A 19,853-nucleotide genomic window follows, 5' to 3' on the forward strand; every position below is an offset into this window, starting at 1 on the left:
CGTTTCAGCTCATCATTCGCTGGCCGCCGAGGACGATGCCCCAGACGACGAGATTGGCAAGCCCCAGCCAGCCCCACGCGGCGCGAGGGGACGGGAAGAAGAACACCAGCGAGCAGACGAGGCCCCACCACAAAGGCACCATCCACATCGAGATCTGCATTTTCACCGGGCCGCCCCTGAAGCCGCCGGGCCCGAACCATGTCCAAAGCCCGGAAATGCCCACGGCCAGCAGGAAACCGAGTGTGGCGGCCGCGAGCGCCTTGCCGAACCAGTCGCGGCTGGTGAGGAGTTGGGTCATCAGGACTCTCCCGAACCGGGGCGCGCGAAGGTGGCAATCAGCGGCGCCAGCATCCAGGCCAGCATCAGCAGCAGCAGGAACACGAATATCGCCGTCGCCGGACCGAAATGGGTGAGCAGCACGGCAAGCGCTGCAGCCAGCAGCGCCCAACCCAGCGCTCGCACCAATGGCCGGCGCACGGCCACGCCGCGCCCTTTCGGCCGGTGTTCGACATAGAGGACCAGCGCTCCGGCCAGCGCCAGCATTGCCCCCAGCACAACGATCATCGCGCGAATACCTCCGGCAAGGCCTGGCCGATTGCCGGCAGAACAGCGGAGCCGTGGTTCTCGTTCTCCAGCGGGCGGAACCGCACCTTGAGCCCGCTGGCGGACAGCTTTTCGGCAAGTGCCCGATTGGCGGCAACGCCGTCGAAGGCGCCCGCCGGCCCACCCTTTTCCTGCGTGCCCACGGTCAGGATGACGGAAGGGGCGGACGCCCCCAGCCGCCTGGGCAAGGCGGCGATCCCGCCTTCCAGGTGGTTCGGTGCCGCCCACAGAGACGGGCTGGAAGCGACATAGGTGCGGAACAACCCCGGATCCGCCAGCAGCGTGTCGATCACGAACAGGCCGCCGTGGCTGTGCCCCATCAACGAGCGACGCGAAGGATCGAGCTGCAGCTCCTTCCCGAGGGAAGGAAGGAGCTGCGCCGTGACGAATTTGCGAAAGGCCGCTGCACCGCCAAGCCCCTGGAAGCGGTCGTCTTCCGCAGGGGGCGTATAGTCGAAATTCCGGCGCTTCATGTCGGGCGGGATGATGGCGATGATATAGCCGTCGCTCACCGTCTTTGCGGCAAAACGGTTGAGACGGGCGTAATAGTCGGCGGCGGTGGCGAAATTCTGGTCGCCATCCAGCAGCCACAGCGACGGCCAGCCACCCGCCGGCGGCTCGCCCGAAGGCCGCCGCAGGATGATGCGATACGCGGTGCCGTCTGCGGCACGCACGTCGCGCACGTCGGAAGCCGCGATGCTCCAGCTTTCAGCCTGCGTAACCGCCGGTATCGCCACCAGCGCCAGCAGCAGCGCGACGCGGATCACCACCGGTATTGCGCCCGGATGTTCAGCGTGCGGCCCGAGCCATAATAGCAGGCGGCGACGCTGCCACAGGTGGCGACATAGGTCTTGTTCGCGAGGTTGCGGGCGTTGGCAGAGATGGAGAAACCCTCGAGAGCGCCACCGTCCTTGCCGAACTCATAGCGCAGGAGCGCGTCGAACAACGTGTGGGACGGGATTTCCAGCGTATTGGCGACATCACCATAGGTGGTGCCCGTGTAGCGGACGCCGCCCCCGAAGCCGAGGCCGGCCAGTGCGCCCGACGGCACGGTGTAGTTGAGGAACGCCGAGGCCATATAGTCCGGCACCTGTGCCATGCGGTTGTCGACTTCCGCCGGCGTGTTCGATCTGGTGATCTTGCCGTCCAGCTTGGTGAAGGTGACGATCGCTGCCACCCCGAAAGGCAGCGTAGCGCGGCCTTCCAGCTCCAGCCCGCGAATGCGCGCCTCGCCGGTCTGCACCGAGCACTGGCCGCCGCCGCAGACGTGCGACAGATCGGGATCTGGCGTCGTGATGTTCTGCTGGGTGATCTGATAGGCGCCAAGCGTCACATAGATCTGGCTGTCGTTGGGCTGCCAGCGGATGCCGCCTTCCCACTGCTGGCCTGTCGTCGGCTCGAAGGGCGTGCCATCGAAATACTGGCCCGAAGTCGGCTGGAACGATGTCGCATAGGTGAGATAGGGTGCCAGCCCGTTGTCGAACAGATAGACGCCCCCGGCACGCCAGGTAAAGGCGTCGGCCTTGATGTTGGTGCGCGCCTGGTTGATCTGGTTCACCTGCGTTTCGTCAGCCCAGTCATAGCGGCCACCGACGGTGACGCGCAGGTTGCCGATCGACATCTGGTCCTGCCCGTAAAGGCCGGTCTGCTCGCCGTTGGAGCGGGTATAGACCTGGGGCGCCATGTTGGCGGCGTAGTCGGCCGAGCCACGTGGGACCGGGTTGAAGATGTCGAGCAGCGGCAGAACTCGGGCTGCCTTCACCAGATCGCGGTGATGTTGCCACCCGGTGAAGAAGTAATCGAAGCCGCCCAGCACGACGTGATCGATCGAACCGGTCGAGAAGCGGCCCTCAAGCTGGTTGTCCATCGCCAGCCCCTTTGACCAGCCGTCGCCCTGCACGGCGCGGCGACGGATGGTCTGGCCGACAATGCAGCCCGCGATGCCGACGCATCCTGCCGCCGTGGTCACCGTGTCTCCCGCGAGCACCGTCACCTGATAGAGTGAATCCACGTAGGTGTAGCGCGCGTTCAGCCGGTACGTGATCGCGTCGGAGAATTTGTGCTGGAACAGGCCGGCGATCAGCAGCTGGTCGCGATCGAAGGTGTTCCAGTCCGGCTCGCCAAGATAAGAATCATGGCCGATGCGGCCGCCATTGGTTTCCACGAGCGTCCCGGTCTTGGGCAGGAACTGGTAGGTGGAGCCGCCACGGTCGCGCTGATACTGCACCAGCAGGGTGAAGCTGGTGGTATCGGTCGGCGCGAAGGTGAAGCTTGGCGCGAGATAGAGACGGCTGTTCGAGGTCTCGTCGATCTGCGTCTGCCCGTCGCGATAGAGGCCGACGAAGCGGGCGCTGATATCGCCATCGGACGCAAGCGCGCCGCCGATGTCGACCGCTGCCTGCCCCTGCCAGCGGCTGAGCTTGGTGAAGCCCGCCGCCTGCAGCATCACTTCGCCATGTGAGTTGCGATCAGGCCGCTTGGTGACGAGGTTGACGAGGCCGCCCGGAGCGACCTGACCGTAGAGAACCGAGGATGGGCCCTTGAGAACGTCGATCTGTTGCAGACCGAATGGATCAAAGGACGTCCGCGTCCACTGTCCGCCCGAGGGCAGACGCATGCCGTCGACAAAATTGTTGGAGCTGGAGAAGCCGCCCGCAGCAAAGCCCCGCACCGACACATCATCCACCCGGCTGTCGATGCCGCCGGCCTCGGCCTGCACCCCCGCTGAATAGGAAAGTGCTTCTGCCACCGTGTGGACGCCACGCAGGTCCATTTCCTCGCGGGTGATGATGGAGATCGACTGCGGCGTCTCGATCAGTGGTGTGTCGGTCTTGGTGGAGGAAATCGCCTGGCTCTGGCCCGTGGCGGTGACCACAATCGTATCGGACGATTGCTCATCCGCGCCATCGGCGGCGAGGGCAGGCGACGTTGCGCCAGCGGCAAGGAGAAGCAAGGCGTTGACGCCGTGGAAACGCATGTAGGCCCCTTTATCGAGTCTGTTTCGGGGTGGGGCATAATGCTATTGCGGCTCTGTCGCAATAGCATTATGCCTTGTTTGGCCAGGCATCGACGGGGCAAAAGTCGGCAGAGATCAGCGGACGCCGAAGCAGGCGACTTGCAGCACATGGCCTATCCATGTTGTTTGTGGCCCTGCGTCCGCGGCACAATAAATGCTCGCACCCAATCATTTGATGTCAGGGGCGCCCTGCGCCAATGCGTATCTGGCCTGCCGGCAAAACCGCCGAATGGCTCTGCAAGATTGAGGGTGATGATGCGTCCAAAGATAGTGATCGTGGGCGCTGGCTTCGGCGGCATGGCAACGGCCCGCTCCCTGAAGCGAGCAGAGGCCGACATAGTCCTGATCGACAGAACCAATCACCATCTGTTCCAGCCGTTGCTGTATCAGGTGGCAACAGCTGCGCTGTCGCCTGCGGATATCGCCACGGCCAGCCGCGTTCTCCTGCGCGGCCAGAATAATGCCACGGTGTTGATGGCTGAGGTTGCCGGTATCGATACGGCCGGCAAGGCTGTCGTTCTCGTCGACGGGCGTCGTATCGCCTTCGACTATCTCGTGCTGGCCACCGGAGCCGCCTATAGCTTCTTCGGCCATGATGATTGGGCAGAACATTCGCAGGTTCTGAAATCTCTCGATGACGCGCTGGATATCCGGAAAAGGCTGCTGTCCGCCTTCGAGCGCGCGGAACAATCTGAAGACCCCGACGAGGTGAAGCGCCTCCTGACCTTTGTCATTGTCGGCGGCGGTCCGACAGGGGTCGAGCTGGCGGGAACGATTGCAGAACTGGCGCGCTCTACGCTGGCCCGGGATTTCCGGCGTATCGATCCGCAGTCTGCCCGGATCATCCTGTGCGAAGCCGGCCAGAATGTGCTTGGCGCGTTTCCGAAGGACTTGCCAGCCTATGCCGCCGAGGCACTTGCGTCGCTCGGCGTGGACGTGCGCCTCGGTCAGGCCGTAAGCCTCGTCGATGCGGACGGCATTGTCCTTGGAGGCGAGAGGATCGGCGCGCAGACGGTAGTGTGGTGTGCCGGGACGCAAGCCCGCCCGGCTGCGCAATGGCTCGGCGCGGCAAGTGCGCGGAACGGCGCCGTCAAAGTACTTCCGGACTGCTCGGTGCCAGGCCATCCATGCATTTTTGCGATTGGCGATGTTGCAAGCTTCGATCCGGGCACGGGCAATCCTCTTCCGGGCCTTGCCCCGGTAGCCAAGCAGCAGGGAGCCTATGTCGGCAAGCTGCTGGCCGCGACGATCACCGGACGCGGGCCGACGCCGCCCTTCCGGTATCGCAATTTGGGCACGATGGCCGTCATCGGGCGATCCCGGGCGATCGCGGACTTCGGCAAGTTCCAGCTCAAGGGCTTCCCAGCCTGGGTCGTCTGGTCGATGGTTCACCTGATGCTGCTGGTCGATTTTCGCAGCAGGCTGCTCGTGTATGTGAACTGGTCGTGGGCCTGGTTCACCTATGGGCGAGGCGCACGCCTGCTAACCGGACAGGATTCAGCACCGACCGAATGAGCGGCAGCTATCCTGAAGCCAGATCGCAAGTCGGATACGGCAGCCTTGTCGGCGACATCACTCGCAGCCGCAGCTGGGACTGACGCAACAATCGCACCGGTCGGAAGGCAAGCCAGCACAAGGGCGATTGGTGTCGGATTCATGTGCGCTCCAATGAATTCAGCCTTAGGCGCTTCCTTTTCATGATATGAAGTTACATTGAAAAGGGGGTTTCTGCGATGCCTTGCCAATCGATCACCGAGGCATGGCGAGCAACTGCAGGAATTCGCCGCGGGTAACGGCATTGTTCCGGAACTCGCCCAGCATCCGGCTGCTTGTCATGGTTACACCGGGTTTCTTGATCCCCCGCGTGGTCATGCACTGGTGTGCAGCCTCGATCACCACGGCAACGCCCCTGGGGCGCAGCACCTCCTCAATGGTGTCGGCGATCTGCGCCGTCAGCGTTTCCTGGATCTGCAGCCGCTTGGCGAAAGCCTCCACCACCCGCGCAAGCTTGGAGATGCCGACGACCCGCCCGGCCGGCAGATAGGCGACATGGGCCTTTCCGATGATCGGGACCATATGATGCTCACAGTGCGATTCCAGGCGAATATCGCGCAGCAGGACCATCTCGTCGTAGCTGTCGGTCTCCTCGAACGTGGTGGCAAGCATCGCCTTCGGGTCCTCCGCATAGCCGGCGAAGAACTCCTCGTAGGAGCGGACAACGCGGTCGGGCGTGCCCACCAGCCCCTCGCGATCCGGGTCGTCGCCTGCCCACTCGATCAGGCAGCGGACGGCGGCTTCGGCCTGCTCCCGCGTCCGGCGGACAGGACCAGGCGCAAGCAAGTCGAGCATCAGGGAAGGCCTTTCCAAGGGGTGGGATCGTGACTAATGATATAGTATATCATTATATCGATGCCTGTGCACGGATTGCCGCAGGTAAGCAACAGGAACAAGCCTTCCCATGAACATCGACCCGGCCCAACCATGGTCAGCCGACGAATGGAACGAAGCCCCCATCCCGATCAGCGTGCTGACGGGCTTTCTGGGCAGTGGCAAGACCACGCTCCTCAACCGCATCTTGCGCGATCCGGCGTTCGCCCGGACGCTGGTTGTCATCAACGAGTTCGGCAGCATCGGGCTGGACCATGACCTGATGGCGCGATCGAAGGAGAGCGTGGCGGTCGAGATGTCGAGCGGGTGTCTGTGCTGTACCATCCGATCGGATTTGCAGAAGACCCTGCGCGACGTCTGGTGGCGCTATGCGCGGGGCGGCAAGCGCTGGTTCGACCGGGTCATCATCGAAACGACCGGGCTCGCGGACCCGGCGCCGATCCTGCACACCCTGATGACGGATCCGGGGCTGCTCGATCTCTATGCGCTGGACAGCGTGGTGACGACCGTCGATTCCGTGAACGGGATGGCGACGCTCGACCGGCAGGAGGAAGCGGTCAAGCAGGCCGCCATGGCCGACCGGCTCATGGTCACCAAGACAGATATCGCGGACGAAGCGGAGATCGCGGCGCTCGAAGCCCGTCTGCGCGCGCTGAATTCGGCCGCGCCGATCCAGCGCATCGTCCAGGGCGAATGCACGCCCGCCTCGCTGTTCGGAGCCGGCGTCTATGACCCGTCGACCAAGGGCGAGGTCGTGCTCGAATGGCTTGCAGCCGAGAGTTACCGTCAGCAGCACCATGGTGCAGGTCATGGTCACCACCACGACCACCACCACGACCACCACCACGATCAGGGCCACGATCACGGGCACGCCCATACGCATGACGAGAACCGGCACGACGACCACATCCGCTCGGTCTGCCTCACCATCGCGCAGCCCATCCCGGAGGATGTGTTGGTCAACTGGATCGGCATCCTCGCCATATTCGCCGGCCCGGAGCTTCTTCGGCTGAAAGCCATTCTGAACGTCGCCGGCGAGGAGCGGCCCGTCGTGCTGCATGGGGTGCAGCATGTGCTCCACCCCGTCTATCTGCTGGAAAAGTGGCCCGGCACGGATCGGCGGTCGCGCATCGTCTTCATCGTCCGCGACATGACGGGCGATACTTTGGCTGGAATGATCAAGATGCTGACGGATCGCCTGGATGGCGTTGCCATACGGGGTGCCGACGATCTCCCCCTCCCGCCCGCGCCGGCGGCGGTCGCATGACGCTGCGCTTCACCAACAGCCTGGGCGGCGATAAAGCGCCGTTCGTTGCGCGCGATCCGGAACGGGTGACCCTCTATGTCTGCGGCCCCACCGTCTATGACTATGCCCATTTGGGAAATGCCCGCCCGGCGGTCGTGTTCGATGTGCTGGCCCGGCTGCTGCGGACGCAGTTCCACCGCGTCGTATATGCCCGCAACATCACCGACATCGACGACAAGATCAACGCGGCCGCGGCCCGGCAGGGGGTGCCGATCGAGGCCATCACCAACCGCTTCACCGACGCCTATCGCGAGGACATGGCGAGCATTGGGTGCCTGCCGCCGGATCTCGAACCCCGCGTGACAACGCATGTGCCGGCCATCCTTGATCTCGTCGAGCGGCTGATTGCGCGCGGCCATGCCTATGCCGCAGACGGCCATGTGCTGTTCCACGTGCCGAGCTTCCCTGCCTATGGTCGTCTCTCCGGCCGAAGCCTCGAAGACATGATTGCCGGCGCGCGGGTGGAGGTGGCCCCCTTCAAGAAGCATCCCGCGGACTTTGTGTTGTGGAAACCGAGCACGGACGACCAGCCCGGCTGGGACAGTCCATGGGGGCGCGGCCGGCCCGGGTGGCACATCGAATGCTCGGCGATGATCGAATGCCAGATGGGGGCAGGCATCGACATCCACGGCGGCGGTGCAGACCTGATCTTCCCGCATCATGAGAACGAGATTGCGCAGGGGACAGCAGCACGCGACGACCCTGCGCCCTATGCCGGGCTCTGGCTGCACAACGGCATGGTGACGGTGGAAGGCGCCAAGATGGCGAAATCGGCCGGCAACATGATCACCGTGCGCAGCGCACTGGAGCGCTGGCCGGGCGAAGCACTGCGGCTGGTTCTGCTGTCGGCGCAGTATCGCCAGCCGGTCGACTGGTCGGAGGCGGCAGCCGCGCGTGCGGTGCGCACGCTGGAGCGCCTCTATGCCGCGCTGGCGCTTGCCGGGCCGGCCGATCCGGCCGCGCCGCTCGACCCGGAGGCCCTGGCCTCCGTCGAAGCAGCGCTGCAGGACGATCTCGCCTTTCCGCGCGCGCTGGCGGCGATGGCGGCGCTTGCGAAGCGAATCCGCGCGGCCAATCCGGGTCCGGAGCGACAGCGCCTGGGGGCAGCTCTGCGGGCTGCCGGCAAACTGGTCGGCCTGCTGGAGCAGCCGGACCGCTGGCAGGCCGACACGCAGGGGGATGGGGGCGATATGGCAAGCGATGCCGAAGTTGCCGCGCTGATCGACGAGCGGGCGAGCGCCCGCGCAGCCGGCCACTGGGACCAGGCGGATCGGATCCGGGACAGGCTGGCGGCGCTCGACATCCGGCTGATCGACGATGGAGGAACGACCCGATGGGTCAGGAAGCTGGAGACACTGGCGTGAGGTTCGCGGACCGGGAGAGTGTGGAACAGGTCGAGATCGGGCTGGAGCTGGCCCCGAAGTTCGACGCCGACGGGCTGGTGCCGGTGGTGACCACCGATGCCGCGTCGGGCGCAGTGCTGATGCTGGGCTGGATGAATGCCGAGGCGCTGCGCCGCACGATAGAGACTCGCCTGGCGCACTACTGGTCCCGCAGCCGCCAAGCGCTTTGGCACAAGGGAGCGCACAGCGGCTTTTTCCAGCATGTGGAGGCGCTGCTGGTGGACGACGACCAGGATGCGCTGATCCTGCAGGTACGGCTGGAGGGGCCGGGCAGCTGCCATGTCGGCTATCGCTCCTGCTTCTATCGGGCGATTGATCTCGACGCGGCGGGAGGGGGCGGGGTTGTCCCGCTGCGCATGACGGAGACCGAGAAGGCCTTCGACGCCGACACCGTCTACGCGGGCCTCGAAAATCCGACGCGCTTGTAGGGCACGATGCCGAGCCGCCGGCAGCGACCGTTTTCCGAAGGACCACGAAGCGGTAAAGAGGCTCGCGGTTGGGATGATGACCGGAGTGACAGAATCTGCGGCATTGGCTCCGCGGCAAATAATGCGCTTCTGATCGCGGGTTAGAATCTGGCTTCCATCTCAAGCCCTATGACGCGGGGGGGTGCCAGGGGGGCGTAGAAGGTGCCATCGTTGCCGAACAGGAAGTTGGTATAGGCTTGTCCCGCGAAGTATCGGCTGTTGCTGAGGTTGCTGCCAAAGGCACGGACGGTGAACCGGTCGGTTTCAAATCCCGCCTGTGCGCCAAGCGTCACACCATTCTGGAACAGGCTGTTTTCGGCGTTGAGCGCGGTTCGGCCCGTCAGCCGTGCCTCCCCGCGTACGAACCAGCCAGCCGGCGCGTGATACTGGAGAACGGTCGTTACATCGAACTCGGGCACGAGCTTTACCCGGTTGCCGGCAAAGTCCTGCGTCGGCGAAAAGGCGTAGCGCCGGTAAGTGGCATCGATATGGCCCATGCCCAGGATCAGCTCGAGGCCGCGGGCGGGCCGTGCTTGAAGCTCGATCTCGAATCCCCGGCTCCTGATAGCGGCGTTGGAGGTGATGAGATTGGTAGACAAAACTTCGCCGCCGGGGCCGGTCAGCACATTGAACTCCTGCCAGCTGGGCGCATCGATCAGGAACATGGCCCCTGCCAGAAAGAGGCGGCGATCAAGCAGTTCGGCCTTCGCACCAACTTCGTAGGACCAGAGCGCCTCGTTCCCGAACCGGCCGAAATCCAGCTCCGCGCCCAGCCGTGTCGCTTCGAGGTTGAATCCGCCCGGCAGCCAGCCCTTGGCGGCACTGGCATATACCTGGGCTCGGGGTGCCAGCACGTAGGACAGGGCGAAGCGCGGAAGGAAATTGTCGAACGTCGCGGACTGGTCGACAGCATCAAAGCCGAATTGCCCGAGCGGCCCGAGATCGAGCACCCCTGCCTCCTGTCGGCGCGCCCGCCGGGCATTGTCGTAGCGCAGACCAACCGTTGCCTCGAGACGGGGCGCGAGGGGGGCAATAACCTGCCCGAAGACGGCGATGTCTCTTGCATCGGCGAACTGCGGCGGCGCCGGACTGAAATCGTCGAGTGTCCCCGGTCCCACCAGCGTCGACAGGCTTTGCCGCTTGTGCTCTTCGTACAACATCGCGCCCGCAACCCAGCGCAGCCCATTCTGCCTGCCGCCAGAGACGCGCCACTCGATGTTGAGATAGCGGTTCCGGTCCTCGTCGCCGCCGGCAGCGGCAGGAGATGCGGTCAGGTCAAGATCGGTGCCGAAGGCGGTTTCATCCTCCGCACGAAACGATGCGGCAAGCGAGAGTTCGACCGTGTCGCCCAGCGCTTGGGTAAGCGCGGCGCCAATGCCCCACTCACGCTCGCGGGTGCGCTTTGGGGCATCGTGCAGCAATCCGAACCGCGCAATGCTGCGCCCGCCATTGAAACTGTCCCGATAGTTGCGATCGTAAATGGCGCGATCGACGGGAGCGAACTCCTGCTCATACAGGCCCGGCGCGGTGACGGCCGTTCGAAACGCCAGGATGTCGAGGCGCGTGTCGGCCGACGGCGCGAAGCGCAGCTTTGCAACGCCCTGAACGTTGGTGAGGCTGCCGGCCTGATCGATGGACGAAGCCGCGTTCCGCACGAAGGACGCACCATGCTGGTGCGAAATCGAAACTGAGGCACTGAGCGTGTCGGTCAGAGGACCGGACACCCTTCCGATAATCGGCCAGCTTTGGCCGTTCCCAAACGCTTCTATACCGACGGATGCGCGCGCAGAGAGCTGTTCCGTCGGGTCTAGCGTGCGGATGACAATGACACCGGCGCTGGCGTTCGCGCCATAGAGCGTGCCTTGCGGGCCTTTCAGGATCTCGATCTGGGCCGCATCGGCCAGGACCTGCGCATCCGGGTCCCGGAAGGGGATACCGTCGATATAGACAGCCGCTCGGTTCACGATGAAAGGATTGGATTCGATCCCACGGATGGAGATGAAGGTCCCGCCGATCTGGCCGATCTGGTTGATCGACACGTTCGGCGAGTAATCCGCCAGCTGACGGAGGGAGCGGATGCGCGCCTGTTCGATGAAGCGCTGGTCGTAGACGGTCAAGCTGGCCGGGACTTCCAGAAGCCGCTGATCGGACTTGGTGGCCGTCACGACGATGTCGGGCCCGGTTGGCGCCTCCTGTGCGAACGCAGAAGCCGGTGCCAGCGTCATGGCAGCGAAGCGGAAAGCTATGCGGAAATGTGCCAAGCGGATGTAACCCTATATCATGCGAGACGCTCGCAATAACAGAGGGCGCCAACGGCACAACTGGGGGCATCGTCGATCACGGCACTTCTATCGTCGATCCTGGGATCGTCTTACATGCGTCGGCTCGGCGGGTGGCCGAAACGCCGGCGGTAGGCCTGGGCGAAGTGGCTGGGGCTGAGCCCGACCCTGGCTGCAACCTCCCCCACGGGAAGGCCCGCAGCCAGCATGTCGTCTGCATGCTGAAGCCTGAGCGCCGCGATATGGGCTGCAATTGAGCGCCCATAGCGTTCCCGGAAATCATGTGTGAGATATCGGCGGTTGACCCCGACGCAACGGGCAAGCTCAGCAAGAGTTGGCGGATCGGCATATTCGTTATCGATGATGGCACGCGCCGCTGCCACCGCCTCTCGGCGATGGAATGCTGGGGGCCGAAAGGATTGGCCTTCGCCATTGCTGCTGGACGCCAGCAACGCATAGGCCTCCGCCCGCAGTGCCCATTGATGCGCGACGCCGCGGTATCTTTGGGACCAGCTGCCACCGATCAAGGCCAGGATTCCGGCCGGCGGCGGGCAAGGCCGAGGAACGCTGGTCCTTTCGTCCGAAAGCAGTGGATAGAGATCGCTTGAAGGCGCAATCCATAGCCCGAGGCTGGTCCAGTGGGTCCCGGCCAAAATCGCCGTGGCACATCTGGTCGGCTCCATCAGCGTGAACCTGGCGAAGCTTGGGCCGACAAAGGCAATCCGCTGACCGTCGATCTGGGTTTCCACGCGGCCACGCCCGGCGCTGATGTGAACGCCAACCGGCATCTCGGCCTCGTAGCAGAGCCCGGCGGACCCGGCGCTTCCATGTGCCCGCCAATATGAAACACCGGGCTCAAGCATGATCCGCCTCTCAGCCGCCGGGGCTGCAACTGACAGCAGAATGTCCAGAGCATCACGCACCCGGCCTCAATCTCATCAGACGATCCGCGTGGCAACAGAACGGCGAGACCGTGAAACTGCTCTCACGGTTACCCGTCCCAGAGAACTGCGATGGCTCGATGATGGCAGCTAACAAGCGGCGCCCGATGCTCACCGAACCCACCGCGAGGTGCGCTCATGGAAAATTGCCGAATAAAATCAACGATCTATTTCGGAGATCAGCTAGATAGTACAGAGATGTCTGTTGGCTATTTGGTCCCCCGAAATGACGGATTTCTGAGGACTTTTTCGAGCAGTTTCGCTACGGACGATGGCCTTATAATGGACAATGTGCCGCTCGCCATGATCGGCAAGCTGCTGGGACACCTCCTTCCAGAGACAACTGCAAAGTATGCGCATCTTTCCGACGACGTGATCGCAGATGCAGCGGTGCGCATCTCCGGGAACCTGGCGCAGGCGATCGGGCTGCGCCAATGACCGCCTTCGCACTCAAAAGGGTGGTCGCCGAGGCGCTGGCGGAAGTTGGTGCAAATGTTGACTTCATGCGCCTGCCCAAGGGCAAGCCGCGCACAACCACATGGCTCGGCATCGAGCACGGATTCGGTATTCGCCACTACGCTTCAGGCCGGAAAGTCTACATTGTGCAGACCCGGATGGCTGGTCGCCTCCGCACCATCACTATCGGCTCGGCGGCGGTGATCACACGTTACCAGGCTACAATGGTTGCCCGGCGCGTGATCGCCTACGCTCAGGTTGGGCTCGATCCGGCAGCCGAGCGCAAGCGCATCCGCGGAGCCCCTCGGTTCGATGATTTCCTCGAGGAATATTGGCGGCGCTGGTCGCCGCACTGGAAGCTGTCGACGCTGATCAGCCAGGAAAAATATCGGCGGCTATATCTGGACGATGCGTTCCCGGACATTTTCATCGATGCGCTCAATGAGGCTGATGTCACCAAATGGTTTGCAGATCTCAATAACAGGGTAGGTCCCGGCGGTGCCAATCGTGTCATGTCGATCCTGAACAATATGCTCAACAAGGCGGAAAGCTGGTGACGTGCTCCCCTGAAATGTGACTGCGATGAGGTAGGTCCGGCTCATGAGGAGACGGACGGATGAAGCGGAGCAGGTTCAGCGAAGAGCAGATGATCGGGATTTTACGAGAGCAGGAGGCGGGGTCACGAACGGTGGAGGTCTGTCGCCGCCACGGGATCAGCTCGCCGACCTTCTACAAGTGGAAGGCGAAGTTCGGCGGTCTTGAGGTGTCGGAGGCCAAGCGGCTGCGGGCGCTGGAGGATGAGAACAGCCGGCTGAAGAGGCTGCTGGCCGAAGCGATGCTCGACAATGCGGTGCGGAAGGATCTGACATCAAAAAAATGGTGACGCGCGACGCGAAGCGGGACGCGGTCGCACATGCCCGGGAACAGTATGGGCTGAGCGAGCGTCGGGCGTGTCAACTGGTGGGGGATCGCGCGGCGGGTGGCGCGCTATGTGCCCACGCGCCCGGACGATGCCGAGTTGCGGTCCCGGCTGCGCGTGCTGGCAGGCGAGCGTCGGCGGTTCGGCTACTGGCGCCTGGGCTATCTGCTGGAACGTGAAGGGATCGCGCCCAACCACAAGAAGCTGCTGAGGATCTACCGGAAGGGTTGAAGGTCAGGTGGCGTGGAGGGCGCAAGCGGGCGCTGGGCACCAGGTCGCCGATGATGCTGCCACAGGGGCCCAACCAGAGATGGAGCCTGGACTTTGTGGGCGATGCAATGGCCTGCGGCCTGCGGTTTCGCATCCTGTGTGTCGTCGATGATTGCACGCGGGAGTGCCTGGCGCTGGTGGCGGACAAGTCGCCCTAGGTGGTGTGGACTCTTAGGATTTCTTTTGGTTTCGAAGTCTGATTCAAGGTTGTCTTTTGGAGGCTGCTTTGGGTGTGATGGATCGGTTGGTTCTATCCTCTCCGCCAGACGAACAATTGACGAACGGTTGCGGGTGACCACTACGCACCTCCGGTCTGCCATCCGCTTGCCAAGGCAAACTCGATGTTCGACAGTCTGCGGGTGACGACACATAGGCCGTGCTCCTCATGACCGCGCTCTATCGCATCGATTCTACCTCCGCCGATATTGCCCGAGCCTTTAATGCCAGGGCTGGAGCGGATCCGTGGGCGGGCGGCCAGATTGCGCCGGGAGGATTTGCACCTGTCGTCACCGCCGGGCGCGATTTCATTGCTGGCCCACGACCCGCCGGCAAACAGCTGACGGCGCGGATCGTGCCGCGTGTGTGGGGTGTGCCACCTCCGGGACCGGCTTCGACCGAAGCTGGATACGGCGTGTTGACCGTGCGCAATGCCGATAGCCCGTTCTGGATTGGCAACCTGCGCAACGCCGAGTTCCGGTGCCTGGTACCGGCCACAGCGTTCCTGGTTCCGGGAAAGGGGAGAGACCGGGACGGTCGTCGCCTGCGGCATTGGGTCGGCTGCGCTGACCAGCCTCTTTTCGCCCTGGCAGGTGTGTGGAAGGACAGCGAGGTTCCGAGTTTTGCGCTGTTGACCTGCCCGCCAAATGACGTTCTGCAGATGGCAGGCCGTGACGCCATGCCGACGATACTTCCAGCCAACCCCGAAGCGCGAGACCTCTGGCTTCACGGCGACTGGCCCAGGGCACGACAACTGATCAGACCCTATTCTGCAGCTATGATGACCGTGCGCTGATGAGCGACCGCTCCGATATGAACAGATGCGTTAAACTGTTTCCGCGCAGTACGACGTCTTCATGCGGGATGCAGGCCGTTTGCTGCACGCGCCCTCTTTGGGTTCACGTCCTGGCATCCCACGCTACGCATCGTTTGCCGGCGATCGTTTCTCACGCATCGGTCGCGAGAATCGTATAGCGGTATGATGACGTTTCAAGCCCTGGACCAGACACCACAGGAGGATTGCGAAAGATGACGGCAACCACACTCGAAGAGGCCATTGCGCTCAATCAGCGTGCCCTCGACACGATGCTCAAGGGGAGCGGCCAGGGCTATGCGGCTCTGTTGAGCGATCGTGACGATGTAAGCTGGGGCAATCCTTTCGGCCCGTTTGCGGTCGGGCGCGAGCAGGTCGAGGCCGCCCTTGCCAGGGCGGCAGCAAATTTTCGGGAGGGTGCAGCGACCGACTTTGAACGGGTCGCGGCGTATGTCGCAGATAATCTGGCCGTGATCGTGGAAGTGGAGCGCGGACACGTAAAGTTTGGTGGCGCGGACGACTCGTCACCAGCAGCTCTGCGCGTCACCACGGTATTCCGGTTGGAGGGCGAGGACTGGAAAGTTGTTCACAGGCATGCGGATCCGGTCCCACCGCAGGCGTAGTTGACGACGTGATCCTGGCGCCAAGCTCGCCTGACGATCCACCGCTCGTCGGCGGGCTGGGTGACACGCCCCGGCTTTGCCGGAGGCTCCAACGCCTCAGAATGGTGGTCGTCGCAGGCGACGCAGCAAGGCGGGTTCGGCGAAGGGTGCTGCAATCTGCGTTTCCGTCCTGCGCCTCGCCGTCCGTTCCCGCGCTTTGGCCATGTGCGCCCGGTGCCGTTCCTCGTCCCGCTCACGCCGCAGTTCTCGGGCGATACTTATGGCGGCAGCATCCTTCGGCGTCAGGTCGCGGGTGGGCTTTTCCATCAGAGATAGAATGCGCTGCCGGATAGGCTCCCGAGCCTCCTGCCGAAACTCCTGTGCAGAGCTATCCCGCCAATCTTCTTCCAACTGCCGCACGTGTAGCAGTCGCGTGTAGAAAATCCCTGTGATTTCAACATGTTCTAAGCATTTCAACTGCTTAGATACACTTGGTGGCGGGGGCGGGACTTGAACCCGCGGCCTCAGGGTTATGAATCCTGTGCTCTAACCAGCTGAGCTACCCCGCCAGCCGTGAGGCAGGGGCGTTAGCCTCCCGTCACGCACCGGTCAACCCGAAGTTCCAACCCATTTCGCAACATCTGCCGCGATCAGGTTCGCAACGCCGTTCAGCGCGGTCGACGCTTCCGGGCCGTCCACCCGGCCCAGTGCCGCTTCCCGCTCGAATCTCCGCTGGCGGATGCCAGCCGGGCCATAGAGTGTCGCATCATAGCGGATCTTCACGGCAGGCCCCCCGCGCACGTCCACGCCAAAGGCCATCAGCTGCCCCGTCAACCGCCGTCCGCCGATCTGCCCGCTGGAGCGCTGGTCGATGACGGCAATTCCGTTCGCCGTCAGCGTATCGGCCAACAGCCGCTGGAACAGCCGGTTCGGCTGCTCGGCCCATTGCGCCGATTGCACATACTGGATGCTGGTGTCGGAAACGGTCACCGGGATACGCAGCGTCTGCAGCGGGCCGGGCACTGCCGGCGTATCGATCGTCACCGCCGCCTTCATGTCCACCGGCTGCTGGCCAACCGCCACCGACGCGGGCGGCGGCGCCGAAATCGTATAGAGCGCGTCCGGTCGCGGGGCATTGCCGCCGATCTGCACCAGCGGACCGCAACCGGACAGCGTCAGCATCCCGCAACCGGCAAGGATCGACAGGGGCAGGGCGCGCGTCATTTCTGTTTCTCCGGTTCATAATCGGGAAGCGGACGTCCGCCCACCACGGTGCCCAGTGGATCCTCGTCGATCTTGGCCGCCAGCGCCCCCAACTGCTGCGTCACGTCACGCAGTTCGGCCACCAGCTGATTCACCTGCGGCACCGTCTGCGTCGCCAGCGTGTTCACGCCCGGCTCGGCGGCAGCGGTCAGCTTCTCGACGCGGCTCAGCGTTGCCTCGGTGGTGACAATGGCGCGCTTCAGCTCGGCGACCAGTGGCTTCCCATCCTCGGTCAGCAGCGTATTCGCCGTGTTTCCGGCCTGGGCGAGGCTGTCGGCAGCGCGCGTGGCGGCCTTCAGCGTCTGCTCGGCTTCGCGCAAGGTCCGGCGAATCGCGGGGCCCTCCTCGGCCACCACGCTCGCCGTCTTGTCCAGGTTGGTCACCAGGCTCGCCAGCGCCGCCCGGTTTTCATCATCAAACACTTCGTTCAGCCGTGCCAAGAGGGTGGACGCGCGCTCCAGTACCTGCGGCGCCGATTCCAGCAGCTGTCCGAAGCCGCCCGGGGTCGCCGGGATCACCGGCACGCCATAGGGGCCGGGCTCGGTCAGCGGCGCCTGCCCGCGCATGCTGCCGCTCAGCTGCACTTCGGTTACGCCGGTAAAGCCGACAGACGTCAGCGAGGCGGTGGTGCCGGCCAGCACCGGCGTATCCGGCTGCAGTTCGATCCGCACGCGAATGAACTGTGGCGTTTCCGGCATCAGCGCGATCTGCCGCACCTGACCCACGGGCACGCCGGAAAAGGAGACGTTCGATCCTACCGCAAGCCCCGCGACCGACTGGGCGAAGAAGATGTCATAGGCATCCTTGTCCTCGCGGGAAAAGCGCGCCAGCCACAGCACGAAGCCGAACAGCGCCAGCACCAGTATGAAGGTGACGGCGCCCACCAGCATGTACGAATTGCGTCTCTCCATCAGCCGACCTCCAGAGGCGCATGCGGCCCGTCCACACCCGGCCCGCGCCCCGGTTCAGAGGCAACGGCCGCAGCCCGGCCACGGGGACCGGCAAAATATTCCTGCACCCACGGATGCTCGAACCGCGTCAACTCGGCAACTGTCCCGCTGGCGATGATTTTCCGGTCGGCGATCACAGCTACCCGGTCGCAGATGGCGTGCAGCGTGTCGAGATCGTGCGTGATCAGGAACACGGTCAGCTGCATGGTATCGGCCAGAGTCCGGATCAGCTTGTCGAACCCGTCGGCAGCAATCGGATCCAGCCCGGCTGTCGGTTCGTCCAGGAACAGCAGCATCGGATCCAGCGCCAGCGCTCGGGCCAGCGCCGCGCGCTTTCGCATGCCACCGGAAAGCTCCGAGGGATATTTCGGCCCGGCCTCTGGCGGCAGACCCACCATCGAGATCTTGTAGGCGGCAATCTCGTCCATCAGCTCGTCGGAAAGTGCGAAATATTCGCGCATCGGCACCTGCACATTTTCCGCCACCGTCAGCCCGGAAAACAGCGCGCCCCCCTGAAACAGCACGCCCCAGCGCCTTGTGATTCCGGGATCCTGGGTGATATCGGCACCCAGCACCTCCTGCCCCAGCACGCGGATCGATCCCTCGTCGGGTTTCCTGAGGCCGATAATCGAGCGCATCAACACCGACTTCCCCGCACCCGAACCGCCCACCACGCCCAGAATCTCGCCGGGATAGACGTCGAGGTCCAGCCCCTCGTGCACTGCCTGCTTGCCGAAGCGGTTCACCAGCCCGCGCACTTCGATGATCGGTTCCCTCTCCGCCATCAGTTATAGCCCAGCGCCGAATAGAAGACGGCGAAGAAGGCATCCAGCACGATGACGATAAAGATCGCCTCCACCACGGCACGGGTCGTGCGGATGCCCACCGATTCCGCATTGCCGCTCACCTGAAAGCCCTGATGGCAGCCGATGATGGCGATGATCGCCCCAAAGACAGGTGCCTTGGAAAGCCCGATCCACACATCGGACATCGGCACCACCTCGCGCAGCCGCTGCACATAAGTGGCAGGCGGAATGTCCAGCGAAGCCCAGGTGAAGAGACCGCCGCCGATAACGGCAAGAATCGATGCGTAGAAGGCCAGCAGCGGCAGCATCAGCGTCAGCGCGATCACCCGCGGCAGCACCAGCACCTCCACTGGATCGACGCCGATGGTGCGCATGGCATCCACTTCCTCGGCCAGCTGCATCGAGCCGATCTGCGCTGCAAAGGCAGAGGCCGAACGCCCTGCCACCATGATCGCCGTCAGCAAGATGCCCAGCTCGCGGAAGGTCACCCGGCCGACAAGGTTGATGACAAAGATTTCCGCCCCGAACTGCTTCAGCTGCGTCGCCCCCTGCTGCGCCAGCACGATGCCGATCAGGAAGCTCATCAGCCCGATGATGCCGATGGCGTTCACCCCCACCTGCTCCATCTGTACGGTGATGGCGTTCACCCGCACCCCGCGACCGCTCCGAAAGGCCTGCCAGGCCGAAATAATCGTCAGCCCCACGAACGACAGCCCCGCCATCAGCGTGTCGCGGAACTCGACCATATAGGCGCCAAGCCGAACCAGCTCGCGCTCCAGGAACGGCTCTGCAACTGGCCGCACGGCGCAGGGTCGATCGGCGGCCGCCACCTCGGTCAAAAGCTTCTGTGCTGTCGGCGAACCGCCCTTCACCTCGCTGCCGGGGCGGTCGCGCAGCAGCCGGTGCACGATCCAGGCGCCAACCGTGTCGATCCGCTCCACCCGCGACAGGTCGATCGCCACAGGACCGTCGAAACCGTCCAGCAGAGAGCCCAGCTCCACCTCCAGCTTCGCCGCGTTGGCAATTGTCAGCCGCCCTTCCAGGCGCAGCAGCTTGCCGTCTGCCGTAAGGCTGGCATGCGTTGCGGAGGCGTCAGGGGGCGCGATCAGCGGCATCCGGTCTTGCAGCTCCTCCCTGTTGAACGCACTTTGCAT

At 64.0% G+C, this 19,853-nt stretch carries 19 protein-coding genes, 1 tRNA gene and 1 pseudogene; 9 read left to right on the top strand and 12 right to left on the bottom strand.

Annotated features, from left to right (window positions below; genetic code table 11):
* Positions 1–4: 4 nt before the first annotated feature.
* From IM784_RS00155 to IM784_RS00170, 4 genes are read right to left on the bottom strand one after another with little or no spacing between them, the layout of a single operon-like run.
* Positions 5–298: a hypothetical protein gene (locus IM784_RS00155; protein WP_199553293.1), complete on the bottom strand. Its 294-nt coding sequence runs from the start codon at positions 296–298 to the stop codon at positions 5–7.
* A complete protein-coding gene (locus IM784_RS00160) occupies positions 298–564 on the bottom strand; it encodes a hypothetical protein (protein ID WP_199553294.1) in 267 nt (88 codons plus the stop codon). Before IM784_RS00160 ends, IM784_RS00155 begins: the two co-directional genes overlap by 1 nt.
* Complete coding sequence (locus IM784_RS00165) at positions 561–1,373, bottom strand: alpha/beta hydrolase (protein ID WP_199553295.1); 813 nt, start codon at positions 1,371–1,373, stop codon at positions 561–563. Before IM784_RS00165 ends, IM784_RS00160 begins: the two co-directional genes overlap by 4 nt.
* Positions 1,367–3,580: a TonB-dependent siderophore receptor gene (locus IM784_RS00170; protein WP_199553296.1), complete on the bottom strand. Its 2,214-nt coding sequence runs from the start codon at positions 3,578–3,580 to the stop codon at positions 1,367–1,369. Before IM784_RS00170 ends, IM784_RS00165 begins: the two co-directional genes overlap by 7 nt.
* Positions 3,581–3,871: 291 nt before the next feature.
* Between IM784_RS00170 and IM784_RS00175 the strand changes: the two genes are divergently transcribed.
* Entirely contained in the window at positions 3,872–5,134 is a 1,263-nt protein-coding gene (locus IM784_RS00175; RefSeq protein ID WP_199554079.1) for an NAD(P)/FAD-dependent oxidoreductase, read from the top strand.
* Between the two features lie 234 nt (positions 5,135–5,368).
* Here the strand turns inward: IM784_RS00175 and folE are convergent, their stop codons facing one another.
* The gene (gene folE / locus IM784_RS00180) at positions 5,369–5,968 is read right to left on the bottom strand and encodes a GTP cyclohydrolase I FolE (protein ID WP_199553297.1); all 600 of its coding nucleotides are present in this window, start codon (positions 5,966–5,968) and stop codon (positions 5,369–5,371) included.
* 109 nt (positions 5,969–6,077) lie between these two features.
* Here folE and IM784_RS00185 point away from each other — a divergent pair, with 109 nt between their 5' ends.
* From IM784_RS00185 to hisI, 3 genes are read left to right on the top strand one after another with little or no spacing between them, the layout of a single operon-like run.
* A complete protein-coding gene (locus IM784_RS00185) occupies positions 6,078–7,274 on the top strand; it encodes a CobW family GTP-binding protein (RefSeq protein WP_199553298.1) in 1,197 nt (398 codons plus the stop codon).
* Entirely contained in the window at positions 7,271–8,677 is a 1,407-nt protein-coding gene (gene cysS / locus IM784_RS00190; RefSeq protein WP_199553299.1) for a cysteine--tRNA ligase, read from the top strand. The genes IM784_RS00185 and cysS overlap by 4 nt, the downstream gene beginning before the upstream one ends.
* Positions 8,674–9,144 (top strand): phosphoribosyl-AMP cyclohydrolase, encoded by a 471-nt coding sequence (gene hisI, locus IM784_RS00195; protein ID WP_328799401.1) that lies wholly within the window; start codon positions 8,674–8,676, stop codon positions 9,142–9,144. Before cysS ends, hisI begins: the two co-directional genes overlap by 4 nt.
* Positions 9,145–9,284: 140 nt before the next feature.
* On the opposite strand, the gene IM784_RS00200 is transcribed toward hisI, so the two are convergent.
* Together IM784_RS00200 and IM784_RS00205 are read right to left on the bottom strand one after the other, a co-directional pair.
* Entirely contained in the window at positions 9,285–11,408 is a 2,124-nt protein-coding gene (locus IM784_RS00200; RefSeq protein ID WP_199553301.1) for a TonB-dependent receptor, read from the bottom strand.
* 146 nt (positions 11,409–11,554) lie between these two features.
* Positions 11,555–12,385, bottom strand: a complete 831-nt coding sequence (locus tag IM784_RS00205) for a helix-turn-helix transcriptional regulator (RefSeq protein ID WP_199553302.1) — start codon at positions 12,383–12,385, stop codon at positions 11,555–11,557.
* Between the two features lie 300 nt (positions 12,386–12,685).
* Between IM784_RS00205 and IM784_RS00210 the strand changes: the two genes are divergently transcribed.
* The 5 genes and pseudogenes from IM784_RS00210 to IM784_RS00230 all read left to right on the top strand — a co-directional run bounded on the left by IM784_RS00210 (position 12,686) and on the right by IM784_RS00230 (position 15,701).
* Positions 12,686–12,841 carry a hypothetical protein gene (locus tag IM784_RS00210; RefSeq protein ID WP_199553303.1) on the top strand — a complete coding sequence of 52 codons (156 nt, stop codon included), beginning with the start codon at positions 12,686–12,688 and terminating at the stop codon, positions 12,839–12,841.
* On the top strand, positions 12,838–13,416 hold the full coding sequence (locus IM784_RS00215; protein ID WP_199553304.1) for an integrase arm-type DNA-binding domain-containing protein: 579 nt from the start codon (positions 12,838–12,840) through the stop codon (positions 13,414–13,416). The genes IM784_RS00210 and IM784_RS00215 overlap by 4 nt, the downstream gene beginning before the upstream one ends.
* A 59-nt stretch (positions 13,417–13,475) precedes the next feature.
* Positions 13,476–14,200 (top strand): annotated as a pseudogene (locus tag IM784_RS00220) (transposase); the annotation flags it as partial.
* 233 nt (positions 14,201–14,433) lie between these two features.
* Positions 14,434–15,060, top strand: coding sequence for an SOS response-associated peptidase family protein (locus tag IM784_RS00225; RefSeq protein ID WP_199553305.1), 627 nt, complete (start codon positions 14,434–14,436; stop codon positions 15,058–15,060).
* A gap of 233 nt (positions 15,061–15,293) precedes the next feature.
* Positions 15,294–15,701, top strand: a complete 408-nt coding sequence (locus IM784_RS00230; protein ID WP_199553306.1) for a YybH family protein — start codon at positions 15,294–15,296, stop codon at positions 15,699–15,701.
* A 471-nt stretch (positions 15,702–16,172) separates the two neighbouring features.
* Here IM784_RS00230 and IM784_RS00235 read toward each other — a convergent pair.
* The 5 genes from IM784_RS00235 to IM784_RS00255 form a co-directional block, all read right to left on the bottom strand.
* Positions 16,173–16,249, bottom strand: a tRNA-Met gene (locus IM784_RS00235).
* Between the two features lie 40 nt (positions 16,250–16,289).
* Complete coding sequence (locus IM784_RS00240; RefSeq protein ID WP_199553307.1) at positions 16,290–16,904, bottom strand: ABC-type transport auxiliary lipoprotein family protein; 615 nt, start codon at positions 16,902–16,904, stop codon at positions 16,290–16,292.
* Positions 16,901–17,854 carry an MlaD family protein gene (locus IM784_RS00245; RefSeq protein ID WP_199553308.1) on the bottom strand — a complete coding sequence of 318 codons (954 nt, stop codon included), beginning with the start codon at positions 17,852–17,854 and terminating at the stop codon, positions 16,901–16,903. Before IM784_RS00245 ends, IM784_RS00240 begins: the two co-directional genes overlap by 4 nt.
* Positions 17,854–18,678, bottom strand: coding sequence for an ABC transporter ATP-binding protein (locus IM784_RS00250; RefSeq protein WP_199553309.1), 825 nt, complete (start codon positions 18,676–18,678; stop codon positions 17,854–17,856). Before IM784_RS00250 ends, IM784_RS00245 begins: the two co-directional genes overlap by 1 nt.
* The gene (locus IM784_RS00255) at positions 18,678–19,814 is read right to left on the bottom strand and encodes an ABC transporter permease (protein WP_199554080.1); all 1,137 of its coding nucleotides are present in this window, start codon (positions 19,812–19,814) and stop codon (positions 18,678–18,680) included. Before IM784_RS00255 ends, IM784_RS00250 begins: the two co-directional genes overlap by 1 nt.
* Positions 19,815–19,853 lie beyond the last annotated feature (39 nt).

The sequence above is a fragment of the Sandaracinobacteroides hominis genome (genome assembly GCF_016464365.1).
In the GTDB taxonomy this organism is placed as follows: domain Bacteria; phylum Pseudomonadota; class Alphaproteobacteria; order Sphingomonadales; family Sphingomonadaceae; genus Sandaracinobacteroides; species Sandaracinobacteroides hominis.